22 protein-coding genes and 2 pseudogenes are annotated in these 13,683 nt (G+C 66.7%); 8 read left to right on the top strand and 16 right to left on the bottom strand.

Annotated elements, in window-relative coordinates:
* Nucleotides 1–16: 16 nt before the first annotated feature.
* The gene (locus EJK15_RS15425; protein WP_138711115.1) at nt 17–325 is read right to left on the bottom strand and encodes a glycoside hydrolase family 78 protein; all 309 of its coding nucleotides are present in this window, start codon (nt 323–325) and stop codon (nt 17–19) included.
* An 86-nt stretch (nt 326–411) separates the two neighbouring features.
* Between EJK15_RS15425 and EJK15_RS15420 the strand changes: the two genes are divergently transcribed.
* Complete coding sequence (locus tag EJK15_RS15420) at nt 412–801, top strand: aldo/keto reductase (RefSeq protein WP_138711114.1); 390 nt, start codon at nt 412–414, stop codon at nt 799–801.
* Nucleotides 758–1,060 (top strand): annotated as a pseudogene (locus tag EJK15_RS74520) (FadR/GntR family transcriptional regulator); the annotation flags it as partial. The gene EJK15_RS15420 and the pseudogene EJK15_RS74520, both read left to right, overlap by 44 nt.
* 24 nt (nt 1,061–1,084) lie before the next feature.
* Here EJK15_RS74520 and EJK15_RS74515 read toward each other — a convergent pair.
* The 3 genes and pseudogenes from EJK15_RS74515 to EJK15_RS15405 all read right to left on the bottom strand — a co-directional run.
* Nucleotides 1,085–1,249: pseudogene (locus EJK15_RS74515) on the bottom strand (response regulator); the annotation flags it as partial.
* A gap of 39 nt (nt 1,250–1,288) precedes the next feature.
* Complete coding sequence (locus tag EJK15_RS72765; protein ID WP_138711112.1) at nt 1,289–1,915, bottom strand: hypothetical protein; 627 nt, start codon at nt 1,913–1,915, stop codon at nt 1,289–1,291.
* Nucleotides 1,916–1,933: 18 nt separating this feature from the next.
* Nucleotides 1,934–2,416, bottom strand: a complete 483-nt coding sequence (locus tag EJK15_RS15405) for a hypothetical protein (RefSeq protein ID WP_138711111.1) — start codon at nt 2,414–2,416, stop codon at nt 1,934–1,936.
* Nucleotides 2,417–2,756: 340 nt separating this feature from the next.
* Between EJK15_RS15405 and EJK15_RS15400 the strand changes: the two genes are divergently transcribed.
* Nucleotides 2,757–3,113 carry a hypothetical protein gene (locus EJK15_RS15400; RefSeq protein WP_138711110.1) on the top strand — a complete coding sequence of 119 codons (357 nt, stop codon included), beginning with the start codon at nt 2,757–2,759 and terminating at the stop codon, nt 3,111–3,113.
* 236 nt (nt 3,114–3,349) lie between these two features.
* Here EJK15_RS15400 and EJK15_RS15395 read toward each other — a convergent pair whose 3' ends face one another.
* Nucleotides 3,350–3,850, bottom strand: coding sequence for a phage terminase large subunit family protein (locus tag EJK15_RS15395; protein WP_138711109.1), 501 nt, complete (start codon nt 3,848–3,850; stop codon nt 3,350–3,352).
* Nucleotides 3,851–3,914: 64 nt separating this feature from the next.
* Nucleotides 3,915–4,502 (bottom strand): ParB N-terminal domain-containing protein, encoded by a 588-nt coding sequence (locus EJK15_RS15390; protein ID WP_138711108.1) that lies wholly within the window; start codon nt 4,500–4,502, stop codon nt 3,915–3,917.
* A 364-nt stretch (nt 4,503–4,866) separates the two neighbouring features.
* On the opposite strand from EJK15_RS15390, the gene EJK15_RS15385 reads away from it, so the two are divergent.
* The gene (locus EJK15_RS15385; protein ID WP_138711107.1) at nt 4,867–5,172 is read left to right on the top strand and encodes a DUF6355 family natural product biosynthesis protein; all 306 of its coding nucleotides are present in this window, start codon (nt 4,867–4,869) and stop codon (nt 5,170–5,172) included.
* Between the two features lie 552 nt (nt 5,173–5,724).
* Here EJK15_RS15385 and EJK15_RS15380 read toward each other — a convergent pair.
* Nucleotides 5,725–6,063 (bottom strand): hypothetical protein, encoded by a 339-nt coding sequence (locus EJK15_RS15380; protein WP_138711106.1) that lies wholly within the window; start codon nt 6,061–6,063, stop codon nt 5,725–5,727.
* Between the two features lie 49 nt (nt 6,064–6,112).
* On the opposite strand from EJK15_RS15380, the gene EJK15_RS70570 reads away from it, so the two are divergent.
* Entirely contained in the window at nt 6,113–6,256 is a 144-nt protein-coding gene (locus tag EJK15_RS70570; RefSeq protein WP_171074323.1) for a hypothetical protein, read from the top strand.
* A 235-nt stretch (nt 6,257–6,491) separates the two neighbouring features.
* The gene (locus EJK15_RS15375) at nt 6,492–6,866 is read left to right on the top strand and encodes a hypothetical protein (RefSeq protein WP_138711105.1); all 375 of its coding nucleotides are present in this window, start codon (nt 6,492–6,494) and stop codon (nt 6,864–6,866) included.
* Between the two features lie 329 nt (nt 6,867–7,195).
* Here EJK15_RS15375 and EJK15_RS15370 read toward each other — a convergent pair whose 3' ends face one another.
* The 4 genes from EJK15_RS15370 to EJK15_RS15360 all read right to left on the bottom strand — a co-directional run bounded on the left by EJK15_RS15370 (nt 7,196) and on the right by EJK15_RS15360 (nt 9,610).
* On the bottom strand, nt 7,196–7,393 hold the full coding sequence (locus EJK15_RS15370; RefSeq protein ID WP_138711104.1) for a hypothetical protein: 198 nt from the start codon (nt 7,391–7,393) through the stop codon (nt 7,196–7,198).
* 303 nt (nt 7,394–7,696) lie between these two features.
* Nucleotides 7,697–7,873 (bottom strand): hypothetical protein, encoded by a 177-nt coding sequence (locus EJK15_RS70565; RefSeq protein WP_171074322.1) that lies wholly within the window; start codon nt 7,871–7,873, stop codon nt 7,697–7,699.
* Between the two features lie 251 nt (nt 7,874–8,124).
* Complete coding sequence (locus EJK15_RS15365; protein ID WP_138711103.1) at nt 8,125–8,931, bottom strand: hypothetical protein; 807 nt, start codon at nt 8,929–8,931, stop codon at nt 8,125–8,127.
* Nucleotides 8,932–9,046: 115 nt separating this feature from the next.
* On the bottom strand, nt 9,047–9,610 hold the full coding sequence (locus EJK15_RS15360; RefSeq protein ID WP_138711102.1) for a DJ-1/PfpI family protein: 564 nt from the start codon (nt 9,608–9,610) through the stop codon (nt 9,047–9,049).
* Nucleotides 9,611–9,883: 273 nt separating this feature from the next.
* Here EJK15_RS15360 and EJK15_RS15355 point away from each other — a divergent pair, with 273 nt between their 5' ends.
* Nucleotides 9,884–10,393, top strand: a complete 510-nt coding sequence (locus EJK15_RS15355; RefSeq protein WP_138711101.1) for a hypothetical protein — start codon at nt 9,884–9,886, stop codon at nt 10,391–10,393.
* A gap of 142 nt (nt 10,394–10,535) precedes the next feature.
* Here EJK15_RS15355 and EJK15_RS70560 read toward each other — a convergent pair whose 3' ends face one another.
* Entirely contained in the window at nt 10,536–10,673 is a 138-nt protein-coding gene (locus EJK15_RS70560; RefSeq protein WP_171074321.1) for a hypothetical protein, read from the bottom strand.
* Between the two features lie 54 nt (nt 10,674–10,727).
* Here EJK15_RS70560 and EJK15_RS76295 point away from each other — a divergent pair, with 54 nt between their 5' ends.
* Nucleotides 10,728–10,856, top strand: a complete 129-nt coding sequence (locus EJK15_RS76295; protein ID WP_276615396.1) for a hypothetical protein — start codon at nt 10,728–10,730, stop codon at nt 10,854–10,856.
* A 131-nt stretch (nt 10,857–10,987) separates the two neighbouring features.
* On the opposite strand, the gene EJK15_RS15350 is transcribed toward EJK15_RS76295, so the two are convergent.
* The 4 genes from EJK15_RS15350 to EJK15_RS15335 all read right to left on the bottom strand — a co-directional run bounded on the left by EJK15_RS15350 (nt 10,988) and on the right by EJK15_RS15335 (nt 13,500).
* Nucleotides 10,988–11,275 carry a hypothetical protein gene (locus EJK15_RS15350; protein WP_138711100.1) on the bottom strand — a complete coding sequence of 96 codons (288 nt, stop codon included), beginning with the start codon at nt 11,273–11,275 and terminating at the stop codon, nt 10,988–10,990.
* Between the two features lie 502 nt (nt 11,276–11,777).
* Nucleotides 11,778–11,978, bottom strand: coding sequence for a hypothetical protein (locus EJK15_RS15345; protein ID WP_138711099.1), 201 nt, complete (start codon nt 11,976–11,978; stop codon nt 11,778–11,780).
* Nucleotides 11,979–12,733: 755 nt separating this feature from the next.
* Nucleotides 12,734–13,159 carry a hypothetical protein gene (locus EJK15_RS15340; RefSeq protein WP_138711098.1) on the bottom strand — a complete coding sequence of 142 codons (426 nt, stop codon included), beginning with the start codon at nt 13,157–13,159 and terminating at the stop codon, nt 12,734–12,736.
* Between the two features lie 143 nt (nt 13,160–13,302).
* Nucleotides 13,303–13,500, bottom strand: a complete 198-nt coding sequence (locus tag EJK15_RS15335; RefSeq protein WP_138711097.1) for a hypothetical protein — start codon at nt 13,498–13,500, stop codon at nt 13,303–13,305.
* Between the last annotated feature and the right edge of the window lie 183 nt (nt 13,501–13,683).

The raw sequence follows: 13,683 nt of genomic DNA, 5'->3' as shown, positions 1-13,683 counted from the left end.
TCGTCCCAGCCGCCCATCAGCCCGGTCTGTAACCACGACGCCGCGCGGCCCGCCGGCGCGCCCCACGCGTCGCGGACCTCGACCGTCCAGTCGTAGCGGGTCGAGGGCCGTAGCGGCGGCCCTCGTAGGCGGCCTGCCGATCGCCGTCGCCCGTCGTCTCCCACACGGGCTCGCGGGCCGCCCGCACGGTCAGGCGGTAGCCGGTCTGGCCGTCGCCCATCGTGCCGGAGCGGAATTTCCAGGTCAGGCGGGGGGCGGGTTTGTCGACACCCAGCGGACGATCGAGGAATTCGCAGGTGAGGCCGTACGGAGACAGGCCCGGCATGCTCGTGACCGCTCCCTTCAATCGTTTTAAAGGGTGGTTTTGGCGACGTTACGCTGACGTTGCGCGATTGGTCAACCGGTTGATCAATGGCGGGCAACCCCCACTTCGACCGGCCGGGCGCGCCGCCGTGGACCGAGCGGGAGCCGGCCGAGGAGCTGCTCGGGCGGGCGCTGGCCGGGCGGCGGGACGAGGTCGTGCGTGCCACCAAGGCGCCCGAGCCCGTCGGCACCGGGGCCAACGACAGGAGGCTGTCCCAGCAGCACCTGTTCCAGCAGCGCAAGCAGAGCCTACGGCGGCTGCGTACCGATCACGTGGACCTCTACTACGCCCACCACCCCGATCCGGACACGCCTCTCGAGCAGACGCTCGGGGCGCTCGACGACCTGGTCAGGCAGGGCAAGGTGCCGTCAGCGTCGGCGAGATTGGGGCCTCATGCTGGGCCAGCAGCAGGTGCTCGACCTGATCGAGGCGCGTAAGCACATCGAGGTGATCATCGCGGAGCTGGCGGCCGAGCGGGCCGGCCCGGGCGCGGTGGAGGAGCTGCGTGCGCACCTGGCGGACATGCGGGCGGCGACGGACCGCACCGCGTTCGTGGAGGCGGATGTCGCGTTCCACCTCACGCTGGCGCACGCGGCGGGCAACTCCGTGCTCAACGACATCCTCGGCAGCATCCGGTCGCTGCTGCGGGTGTGGATCCGGCGGGCCGAACGTCGTCAGCATCACGATCCTCGGCGGGGCGGGATCGCCGAGCAACATCCTGGCGGCGTCCAGGCCGTCCAGGCGCGGCATGGCGATGTCGAGCAGCAGCACGTCCGGCCGCTGCCGCCTGGTCACGGCGACGGCCTCCACCCCGTCCGCAGCCTCGCCGACCACTTCCACCCCTAGGGCGTTCTCCGCGACCAGCCGCAGGCCCGCCCTGATCATGGCGTGGTCGTCCGCGATGACCAGCCTGATCGTCACGTCTCACCTGGCATGGCCAGAGCGTACAGAAGCTCTGGCCCCCCGCACCATCGCCGGTACGCGGAGCCACGCGGGCACCATCTCCGCCGATCGGCGGGCATGTCCTCCGCCGATCGGCGGAGGGAGATCCGCGCGTTCCGGGCGGCCGCGGCGGTGGGCCCGGTGGGCGGTCACCGGATCGGCACGCATGAGTCCACCAGCGGTCGAGAGTGCGGTACGCGGCTGGTTGTGGCAGCCAGAGGTTTCATCGGGGTAGGGGGCACCGCCGCCCGCTCGACCGCGGCGAACGGGCTGACGTCGAGCCAATGTGGCAGCGCTCGGCACGGCGGTGGGTGAGCCGCTGGTCGGCTGGAAGTTCAGCTCAAGAAACAAGTCCTCGCTTGCCGGGAGTGACGCGAGCTGGACGTAGCCGCGTACCCACATCTCGCGCCCGGCCGTGACGATGTTCTGCCACGTCACCGTGTCGGGGTCGTTGAGCAGAGCGGCAAGCGGCGCCCGGGTTCCCGTGGCGGCGACGTAGGTGGGGGATCCGTTGACCGATTGGAACGCGTCTCCGGAGCTTCCCCCCGAGTTCGCGGTGGTGACCGACGTTCCGGCTGTGCCCCCGTTGAAGGAGTTCTTCCGCAGCATGCCGCCCCCTGGGCCTGGTTAGACGGGGGTGGCGCGGAAGAAGCCCGCGACGGCGATCTGCGCCACGATGTCGGTCCCGTCCGGTGTGATCGCGAAGTCGTGGCAGGTGAGCGGCATGATCTGCGCATCGGTGGAGCCCGCGGCGGGCTTGTAACAGACGACGAGCTTGGACCAGCCGCCCGAGGCGGCGAGCACGCTCGTCCACGTCTGGTCGGGGATGTCCAGGTCCGTCCGGTCATTGGCGTCGTCCGGGGCAACCACGTTCAGGTCGGCGGCCACCAGCGTCTTGCGCGCGTAGCCGTTGCCGACCGGCACCTCGTTGGTGGAGCCCGACACCAGGTCAGCCAGGGTGTCCTTGTCGCGCAGCACCGCATCGCTCTCCAGGCCCGCGGCCGCGAGCGCGGCAATGACCGGGGTGGACCCGGCCGGGTCGCCGGTCTTGACGCGGTGGAGCAGCTCGACGCTCCTGCCGAGCGCAATGTTGAACGTGAAGTCGGCCACGATCGTTCTCCCTCAAAGGTCAGGGGTGGGGTCCAGCGGCGCGGGCCGGCCTTCGTGCTGCCCCTCAACAGCCGAAGGGCGCGGCCCGCGCCGGGTGCTCGACGCGCGTACGGGGAAGCCACGCGGAGCAGACGCGCCCCGGGGCCGGGCCGCCACAACCGGGCTCCGGGGACGCGCGTTCTATTTAGCTCCTTTACTTTCCAGTGCGACAAATCAGACATTCCCAACTTATGGTCTTCTTGGAATATAGAAGCGGCCACATATGGGCGAGTCCGAGCATTAGGTAAAACATGCTGGGTATCGCTGACGAGGAAGCCAGCCAGGTCAAGAAGGGTTAGTGATGCAAAACTTCATGCGCATGTGCTGCGTTGCCGTCTCGGCGGCGTTCCTATCAATTGCGGCGCAGTCTGCCGCGTCCGCCCGGGATACCCCCAGCAACAACACGCACGGGGGAGCTGCTCAACCCGCAACCACAGGGGGCATCGCAATCCCGCCTAATGTCCGAGAAATCGCCCTGAGTAACCTTTTGCAGCAAGTTCGAGCGATCATCGCCGCGAAAGAGAAGGAGGAGAGGGAGGAGGAGAGGCCGGATGGGGTATCGAAGGAATTGAAGGAGAAGCGGTGGGGAAGAGAATTCGTACCCTGGTATATCAAGGAAATCTGGCGCGATCTGGGCGGCATCCCCGGCCACGAGTGATTTCCAGATATCCGGTGCATAGAGGTGGACGGCCACCGCGATGATTGAGTATTGCGTCGACAAACAAAGATCATGCGGTGGCCGAAGGCCGCAGCCGGGCGCATACCGACCACGACCTTGCCGGGCAGATGGACGATGTAGGAAACTTCGATCCAACGCCCGGCGAGGCCCTTGTCAACGCCCGTCCGCTCCGGCGATCTCACACACAGTTACAAGCAGAACTTCCGGATAGGTGCTTAGTAGGCAGGGACGGGTTCGAGCAGCCGCATCCACACCGCCTGCGTCGTGTGAAGTCCGTACCGGAGAGCATCGACGCTGTGGTCGTGTTCCTTGACGGGCGCGTCCTCGCCGCGCTCCGCCTTGCGGTCGTCCCAGGCGTAGCCGACGATCTCATCGAGGAGGTCGCGGCAGGACGCGTGGACCCGCAGATGGTCGGCCGCCATCAGGTTGGAGACGGTACGGATGCCGTCCAACACACTGTTGTCGCCCTGCTGGGGCCGGAACCCATCGTGGTGCAGCTGCGTGACGAACGACGCGGCGGACGGGTCCACGATCAACCACGCTGGCCGGACGCCTCTCGTGCCCGGCCCGTACGTGTCGGGGATGCCGTCCAGCCACTCCCCCAGCCGCATCGAGTACTCGGCGTCAGTGAGCTGCCGCCTCTGCGCGCGGGAGTCCCACCGCCATTCGTTGGTCACGTAGATGCGGCGCTGCCCGTGCTCGTCAGGAACGGACACGCCGATGAGGACGGCGTCGAACGATCGGCCTACATGAGCGCCCGGACGGAGTGACCTTCCGCGCTCAGCCGCTCCAGGAGTTCGACCTGCTCGGCCTCCGACTCGCAGGTGACGACGACGCCCCACACGGTCGGCGCTCCACCCGCTCGGCCGGCCCCGGCCCCGTCACGGGGTTCGGCGGGGCTTGCTCGGGATCGCGGGGCGCCAGCTCGTCCAGGTCGGCCAGGTCGTCGCTCGTGTACCCGGCCGCGGCCAACAGCGCCTCGTCGGCCGCCCCGATGTCCGTGAGCATGTCGGCGAGCATGCCGTGATCCCACCCTCCGCGTTCCGTCAGCAGGTTCGCCGCCACCAGGTACGCTTCCGCGTCCGCGTCGGAGCGGGAGGTCCAGCCGCGGAGGATGGGCACCAGCCACACGCCGTCGTCGCCGACGCGCACGCCTTCGGGCGGGGATTTGCCGTCGTCTGCCATTTCCTCCAGGACGTGCAGGCGCCCGTGCCCGGCGACGAGGCGGCCGGTGCGCTCGTCCAACTCCCCGGCGAGGGTGCAGCCAAACGCCTCGATCGACCGTCTGATGGCCGGGAGGTCATGTTCTTTTGGATTCCTGACAGCGCGGGCGATCTCGGGGAGGGGCATGTGTTCGATACGGCGCATCAGGTCCTCGCTAGGGTCGGTTCGTGAGAAGGCGGCCCGGACACCAGCGTGGGCGCATGGCGGCGCGAGCTCCACAGCACACCTGAACCCAGAACCGGTCGCCGAGCGGGCATTTCCGTCCACTCGGTTTGTGGACGCGGTACGAGGCCTAGAAAACGCCATGGGGGTGCACGGTTACGGCGGTCACGTCGGCTACGAAGAACCTGTTTATCCCGCTGTGCTCCTACGCTGACTTGTGACGCCGACTGGAAGATTTTGGCAGCAAACCTACGGTGCTTGGCAGGAATTTCGGTAGTGCGAGGCTCTATCCGGTAGATAGCTTTGACGAAATTCCGGCACAACACGAAAGAGGCACTAGAGAAATATGCGTACACAGATCCTCAAGGCGATCGGCGGGACGTTGACCGCCCTGGCACTGACCACCGTGCCAGCGTACGCCAGCACCACCGCGACCACTGGCAGCACAGCCGAGGCCGGGGCATTCGCCTGCGGCTGGGACCCCCAGGGCGCCGTCGCCAGATACAACCACTGCAACTCCAACGTCAACGTCCTCATCCGCGTCGAACGGACCTTCGATCGGCCCGGATACGACCAATGCGTCCGGCCTGGGATCACCCTTCTCGGGTATACATACGATATCAAGTACGCCTGGTACAAGGGCCTCTGCTGAATCGGCCCCTACGGCGACACGGGGCCGAGGAACATCGGAACCGGATCGTGCACTAAGCCGTGTCCGAGCAGGTCATTGCTATGCGGTTCCATATCGAGCCTCTTCGGGCGCGATTGACCGCAGATACTTGACGAATATCTCCGATAGCGTCGATGTCGCCCTGAAGGAATGCCCTCGCTGCGCAGGGATCAGACCCCATGGTCAGGCGCTGCGTGACCGGTACGGGGAGGCGCCTCGTTTTAAGCAGTGATTGGGTCGAGGTGCTACGAGACGTTGTCGGGTGCGTCGTACACGTCCGTCCCGCCGATCTCTGGTAATTCACAGATGCCGCAGTAGCCACCGTCACCCGGTTGCGGCCAGAAGGCCCGGCCGCAGGTGCAGGTGCGGGGGATCATGGGAAGTTCATCTCCGGTGCGCAGGTCCATACCTATGTCTTCCGGAGACAAGCACGAAGTGCGACACATGATCACCAGAATTTCGCGATCTTGTCGTGAGACAGGTGAGGCGCTGAGAGCGATTATCAGCGCCTCACCGTTCGCGCGACACTGGCCATCAGGCCAGGTCAGTTAGGCCGCGAGCGGCCACCATGATGAGCATCCCCGCGCGTGCCGGCAGGTTCGCATTCTGCCAGCACGCGAAGATCATTTTATCGGCTCCGACCCTCCGCTGGCCCGCGCGCACAGCAGCGATCCGCTCATGGGAAGCGGTGTCAATCACACGCCACCGCCACGGCGCCCCCGCGACCGAGACCACATCGAACACATGGAAGAGTTCCACGACGCCCTGGGCGACCGCGCGCAACTCAGCACGGATGCGGTTCAGCCGTTCCCCGCCTCCCGCGCTTCCCGGTCGGCCCGCGCGAGCAGGGCCGCGCACGCCGATCGGCGGCACCGCCAGCTCTCCTCGATCTCGGTTGCAGGCTTCTCGCGTCCCGCCCAGCATGATCCGGCGAGGATCGCACGCCGCCGCGACCTCGGTCCTGCCGCCCGCGACCGCGTACCTGTGCGAGACCACAGTTGAGGGAGGGGGCCCGGCGGAGGCCCTGCGCAACCGGTACAAGAAGGTGCCGCGCTTCAAGCAGTGATCGCGTCGAGCTGCCTACGAGATGGTGTCGGGCTTGCTATACACGGGTGCCGAGAACTATGCGAGAGCCGCCAAACTTAGTCTGAGCTGGGTTTCTGCGCTCCTTCTGGCACTGGGCGAAGCAGCACACCGGCAAGAGTCCGCCCAATGCCCTGTCGCCGCCCTGTCTAGCCCGGTTCCCCGCGCTGAGAATGAATGCTGGAAACAGGAGGAACTGGAAACAGGAGGAAGCGGACATGGCATCCACAGGATCGCGTTTAAAGAAGCCAGGCGTCGCGCTGGGCACGGCCGCCATGCTTGGCACGGCCGTCGTGCTGATAATGGGCGGCACCGCGAACGCGAGCGCCGGCCAGGCGCGATCGGACGCGGCACTTGCGGTCCCCTGCGGGGACGGCCCGTATAGCGGCGGCTACTACTACGACTCCTCGCATTCCAACCCCAACGCGTGCGGCAAGTGCCAGGACGCGGGCGCCGATCTCGAGGCCACCGGCCGCTGGCGCGCCTACTGCAAAAAGCGGTACAACCCGGCTGGCACGCTCACCCGGGTGGACCTCTATCGCTACTGCCTCGCCTGTCGGAGCGTCGAGGCGGCCCGCGTCGAGCGACCCTAGGTGCCGCGGCGGAACCGGCCGCGGTGCAAGTGTGGGGGATCATGGGCAGTTCGTCACCCGGTACGCAGGTCCATGCCTATGTCTTCCGGAGACGAGCGCGAAGTGCGGACACGCGCGCCGGGAGGATTTCGTGATCTTGTCGTGAGACAGGTGAGGCACTGAGAGCGATTATCAGCGCCTCACCTCACGAGCGACGCAGGCCATCAGGCCAGGTCAGTTAGGCCGCGAGCGGCCACCATGATGAGCATCCCCGCGCGTGCTGGCAAGTCCGCATTCTGCCAGCACGCGAAGATCATTCTTGCTCAGTCACACCCGAGCGGGAACAACGGTCACGGCTCCAGAGGCTTCCTCATGCCCTGTACGCCTTCTGCCAGGACGGTCGGTTTGGCGTTGGAGCCCTGCGCGAACTCGGACTGGACGGCCTGCGACACTTTCGAGCCGCCCGCCAGCATCAGCGCGGCGGCCAGCAGCACGCCCAACGCGAGCGCCAAGGCGGAGAAGCGAGGGTGGACCAGAGATCTTCGCATGAGGTATCCCCCAGGATCGAATCGACTTACCGAACAACCGGTATTCGTCGCCCAGCCCCGAGTGGATGAATGTTCAACCTCAGGCGGAAGATGCCCCCATCGTTCGGGCACAGGTCGAAGCCGTCCCAGACGTTCAGCGGCGGGCACGGCGAGATCAGCGACGCGATCCGCTCCAGCCGCTCGGCCTCGGTGAGAGCCATCAGGCACCACCGCCCTCGATGCCGTCGTCCATCAGGTTCGGGTTGGCGACGGGCACTCCAGCGTGCTCGTGCTCGCTGAAAAACACCTCGCGCTCGCACTGGATCACCCACAGGGGCGGTTGTGGCGCTTGAGCGGCTCGACCACCTTGTGCGTGTCGCAGTCGATGGCCAGCGTCCCCGGCCCACGCCCCGGCGCGGTCGTGTAGACGATCCGGTGGCCGGGCTTCACCTCGGGCGCAGCCACGTAGGTGTATTCGTGGCGAGTGCAGATGACCGTCATCGAGCCTCAGCGCCCGCCTCGTCCTCGCCCGCCAGGTAGACCCCGGCCGGCGGACTCCACCTGCACCCGGCCCGCCAACATGGCCAGAACCTCGTGCCTCTGCATCCCGAGGTCGTGCGCGGCGCGAGTGAGGTTGTCCATCTGGTCAGCGGTCAGCTCAACCGTGATGAGGGTGACAACCTCTAGGGAGACCATCCGCCCGTTCCGGCGGAGTCTGACATCGGTCGACCACTCAGGTTCGCGGGCTCCGCTCATCGGACGTCACCTGCCCTTGTGGCGGCGAACTCCTTGGCTTCTTTGACGACGGCGGCGTACATGTCCACGTGGCCACACGGATTGTCCCAAACATGCGGCCAGTAGTGGACGCCGTCCTCGCACTGGTGGATCTGCCGGGGCATGCCGCGCGGCGTGCCGCACACCACGCAGTACGCGGAGATGACGATGCTGCGGACAACCGGGTTGGTCAGGCCGACACCCCAGAGGGGCCTCGGCGGAGTAGTCGCGCACTTTGACCGTGATCTGGCCGGTCTCGCGCGCCGTCGTGGTGAACTCCACCCGGGCGTCCAGCTCAGCGCGGGCCTCCCGCCGTTCCTCCTCGGTGGCCGCGGCTTCGATGCGGGCGCAGAGCTCGTCCCAGGTTCGGAGCTCGGCCGCCCAGCCAGGGTCTTCCTCCCACTCCCCGCCGGCAGCCGGCGCATGAGGGTGGCATCCTTCGGGATATCGCGGTCCTCCTGCGCCGTGCGCATACCCCGGGTGCGCATGTCAGCGAAGGCGCGGTCATGCGGGTCGAACTTGTCCGGGTCGTAGGCGATGCCCGACTGACCGGTGTCGTCGGTGTACCGGACGCCGAACTCGTAGATGCCCTTGACCGTCCAGCCGCCAGCCGTCAGATCCTCGTGCCAGGAGGCCAGTTCATCGGAACGCGCGAACCCGCGACCGACGATCTCGCCGTTCTCGGCGTAGGTGATGCCGTACACCTGTCCGGGGGAATCGGGACGCAACGCGCCCTGAGGGGTGAACGTCGCGACGCGGGATGCGCTGCTGTGAGATTCGCTCATGATCATCTCTTTCGCGAGGAGAGTGATCCACTCGCGATCGCACGCTCTTGTTGGCGGAACCGCCAACGTTCTTGGCTACATCAGAGCATGATTGTACGAGCGTCGAAAAACGATCTCACAACGACACGTTCGCGCCCTCCAGCACGCGCATGAAGGCACGCGACCATTCAGGTAGGTCCGGCCAGCCACGACAGGAGACCATCGCGCCGTCCACCACGTCGGGGGCGTCCATGAAGGTCGCACCGGCCATCTCCATGTCGCTCCTCAACGGCGGGAACGCCGCCGTGGTACGGCCGCGCAGCAGGCCAAGCGCGGCCGGCACCTGCGGGCCGTGGCAAATCGTGCCCACCGGCAGGCCGCGCTCGAAGAAGTAGTACACGATACGGGCGACGTCGGGATCGGTGCGGATGTACTCCGGCGCACGGCCGCCCGGGATCACCAGCGCCTGATAGTCCTCGGGGTGCACGTCGGCGAACGCAAGATCCACCGGCAGCTGATGGCCGGGCTTCTCGGTGTAGGCGTCCCAGCCGGGCTCGAAGTCGTGGACCACCAGCTTTACCGCACGCGTGGTGGGGGCGGCCACGATCGCCTCATGGCCCCCTTCCCGGAGCCGGAAGACGGGGTACATGGAGTCCAGCTCTTCCGCCGCATCGCCAGTCAGAACAAGCACTCGGGCCATGACTCACTCCTATTCTCCCACGGTGGATCTTAATCCGCATGGGACAGGAATGGCAGACCCCCGCCGGAGGCCTCATTCGCGGACCGCTGTGTACGCCAGCATGAGAACCGGCTACACCGCGTGTGCAGGCAGCTCCCCCGTCAGCGGACCCGGCATCGCCGTGACGCCGTGCAGCGCTGGCTCCAGCACGTCCCGGCGATTTCGTGCGGATGCCCGACATGATGTAGGTGCCGGTCGTACGGTGGCGTCCAATTCCTCGCGAAAGACACCACCATGAACCTCGGTACCGCCGCGTTCCTCGACACCGCCGTCTACGTCTGCCCGGACGGCACCTACTTCGACGTGATCGACGCTCTCCCGGACGCCCCGCCCGGCGGAGTGATCGTCAACGTGTCCGGCATCCTCTTCGGGCTGGACACCGACGACCTCAACCTGCTGCTCGGCATGCTCGGCCCCGATGTCACGTACGACAGCATCACGCTCACGATCAACGACCCGGACGGCCACCTGTCGCTCGTCGCCACCTCGGGGCCGGACGGCCTGGCGCTGGCGGTGGCCTTCCCGGCGTGCCAGGCCAACGCCTCGGTCACCATCCCGCACGACCGGTCCGACGCGGTGCGGGCGGCGATCGAGCCCTTCATGTGGTCCTTCCACGTCGTGATCGGCGAGGAGGGCGCGGAATTCACGCTCGACCGGCGGCAGGGCCGGACTTGTCAGGTGACCGTCCCGGCTGATCAGTGCGCCGTGGTGTGCGCGGCGATCGAGGAGGCCCGCGGTGAGTGAGACCATCCTGGCTCTCTGCCACTGCGGCCAGCTGTACGCCCAGCACACCTGGGAGCAGCTGGCCGCCTGCGTCGAAGGCAACCCAGAGGCGGCCCACGACGAGTGACACGACGAACCCCACCTACACCGGCACGGACGGCACCTACCTGGACGTGAAGCCGGCGCCGGCCGACGCCCCGCGCGGGACGATCGTGCTGAACGTCTCGGGCAAGCCGATCCGGCTCGCGTCGATGGCCGTCGTGAGCGTCATCGACCTGCTCGCGGCCTCCGAGCCCGGCACGACGCTCCTCATCTCGCTCGGGAGGACGACGACAGCCCGCTTCTCGCGTTCTACGTGGAGGAGTACGGCATCGACGTGCACCGCACCCTGGACGGGCGGACCACGCACGAGGTGACGCTCCCCCTCGATCGGGCGTACGTGACCGCGTGCGAGATCAGTGCCGTGGGAACGGGGTGCGCGTGATGGCCAGCTTCGCGTGCGGTGGACGCCGATTCGCCTGGCGGCGAATCGGCTATTCCTGCCCCGCTACGCGGGCTGGTCGGCTTCACCCCCGGCGTGAACGCCGGAGCACTGCCGACGAATCTGGTAGCGCGTCATTTGACAGTCATGCTGCGGCGGCTCGGCGGGCGGCGCGTAGCTCGTCGCGGTCCTCCGGCGTGGCGGGTAAAAGGGTGGCCGGCCCAGATGCACCACTCGATGGTGGCGAGGTCGGCGTAGTCGTACACGGTCTCCCGCCCGGCGCGGCCGAGGACGCGGGCGTAGTAGCGGGACGCCCATTTGCGGATGGTGCATGGCTCCCGCTCCAGTCGGCGGGCAGCCCCACGGGCGGTCACGGGAGTGTACGGGGTCACGTTCATGTTGGTGCTCGGTGAAGATGTCACAGGGCGAGGCTGTGGCCTGTGCGTTGACAACTTGGTTGAGCAGAGCCAGCCGAGATGTGCTCACCCAAGTTGGCAGAACCCCGGTCTGGACCAGCCACCGGACCACGATGTCCTGTCCACTGAGCTTGGCGCGTGATCACGGCGCTGACCTGCTGAGCGCCAACATCAGTGAGACAGTCGCCGAGCAGGCTGTCTCATGGAGAGATGGTGCGCGGTTGCGAACGTCTCCGGTGACCTGGCGTGCGATCATGAAACCCGTGTCGCTCACGACGGCACACCGTATGGGCGATCGACTGGGCCGCGCACAGTAGGCGCCCTTAAAGTCGGAAGGTCAATGGAGTCCGATGTACGGCTCCCACAGGACAGCAAGCAGCGCTACGCCCGTGAGCGACACGCACTGCATGGCCACGACAGCCTTGTGCCCATGCCGCCACGCGATCACGGCGCTCATGACCAGGACGAGGGCCACGACCGCGTACGACGTGTAGGCAACCGTGGAGCGCTAGCTCATCTCCGCCAGCCACTGTGCAGGTGTCGGGTCGCCGCCGGAGCACAGCACGCTGAATCCATCGCACAGCACGCCACGATCGACCGCTCGGCCGATGATGAACCATGCGGCTGCGAGCAGGAGCAAATCCATGAACAGCGCTACTGCTACCTCTGCGGCAGGCTGCTCGTATCTCGCTAATGCACCCTTCTTCACCGCTTGATCGTACAAAGCCTCTAGGTAAGACGCGCCTGGTTCAGCGGATGCGCCAACTTTCATGAGACGGACACGACCTGCGCGTTGACAGAATGGATGGGAATCATGCCATCCAGGTGACAAACAGGTCGAGCAGGTGACAGGTTGGGCGATCACCAACAGTTCACCCCGCTTTTGGTGCTTCGTCCCGGAATGATCGACGCGCTGAGATGGCCGTAGACGCGCGAACGGCGTCGGCCGAATAGGAGAGGGGCGGCACACGCACCGGCAGAAACGCGGCCAGTCCCGCGCTCCGCTTTATGCCCAGCTCAAAGGGGGTCCACATGGGCATAGGGGTGCCGCCCGCACGAAGTGCGACACACATGATCGCGTGGGTGCAACCGTTGGCGGCACCGCCAACGTGCCAGTTCGGCGGAATGTATGCGGAACCGCCAACGGGCACGGCATCCTGTGAGGGCCATAGAACCTCCTCGCGAAAGGCAGGCCCCATGCCGGAGTACAACGATCACGAGCTGAACGACCACGAGCCGGTGGCCACCACCGACCCTGAGACCGAGGCCGACGACACGGCCGAGGACGAGGCCGTCGAGGTCGAGTAGCCAGCTAGACCCGAACCGCCTGGGGGAGAAAGGCCCGCCGCACAGCCGCGCGGTGGGCCTCTCTTCATGTCCGGGTCAGGCGTGGATGCGCTTTGCGACCTTCGCCTGCAAGGGGCCTCATCCCGAGCGAGCAGCCACTTGGCGTTCAGAAGTGGTTCAGCCGCAGTGCACGTTGTTGAGCTTGACGCTCGTCCACGACGGGGAGATTCCTTCCACGTCGATACACTGGCCGCGCGCGGAGACGTACACGGGGCCAGCGTAGTACTTGTAATTGTCGGCGTCGGGGTCTTTCCCGCTGCCGTCGCCTCTCGATATCACGACGCCCTTCCAGCTCGTGGTGTTGGCGTAAGGGCCGTCGCCGTAGGTCAGGGCGCAGTTCTTGCCGGTGCTGGAGCTGTAGTACACCTCCAGAATGCCCGTACGGTACCCGTACTTTTCGATGCCGATGCTGTAGACGCCGATCCGGGAGTAGCTGCTGCCGCAGGGTCCAGCCGCGCCGGCCGGAGCAGCGCCCGCCAGCAGCGTGGTAGAGGCAGCCAGGGCCGCACCAGCCAGGAGGGTCGTCAGCTTACGTGTGCGCACGAATATCCTTTCGTTTGCCATTGGTGTGATCATGATTACCAGTGGCTCACGGCCGCCACCCACGAGTCGTGCTCAATGTGACAGTTCGCACATTTGCCACCGCTGCCCGTTTCGTGCGTGCCGAGGTGCTGCCATATCCGGGGTCAGGCGTGGATGTGCTCGGCGACCTTCGCCTGAAACGCCTCGACGGCCTCCTCGTCGCGGGCGAGCGGCCACCCGCCGGACAGCGTGTACTCCCAGCCGCCCTCGTGGTCGGCGATGTGGAGCAGGTGGAACATCTGCGTCCCGGCCCGGTAGATGAGCCCCACGTACTCGACCTCGCCGCCGTGGGCGCCGCGCACTTGATTCGACGCGCTCGCAAGCGAGATCCAGATCCACCCGGTACTTGGGCCCTCACCTGCCGAAATCCGCTGAAAGTGACACGTCACGCCATCGGCGCCCGGCGGGAACGTGCCAGCCGCCAGCCGACGACACCGAGCATGAGGGCGGTACCGATCACCGTGATCCCTAGGCACACCAGGAGC

The organism is Nonomuraea basaltis, assembly GCF_005893125.1.
GTDB lineage: Bacteria > Actinomycetota > Actinomycetes > Streptosporangiales > Streptosporangiaceae > Nonomuraea > Nonomuraea basaltis.
Note: the sequence above shows the minus strand (reverse complement) of the source record. Positions and strands in the feature narration are given on the sequence as shown.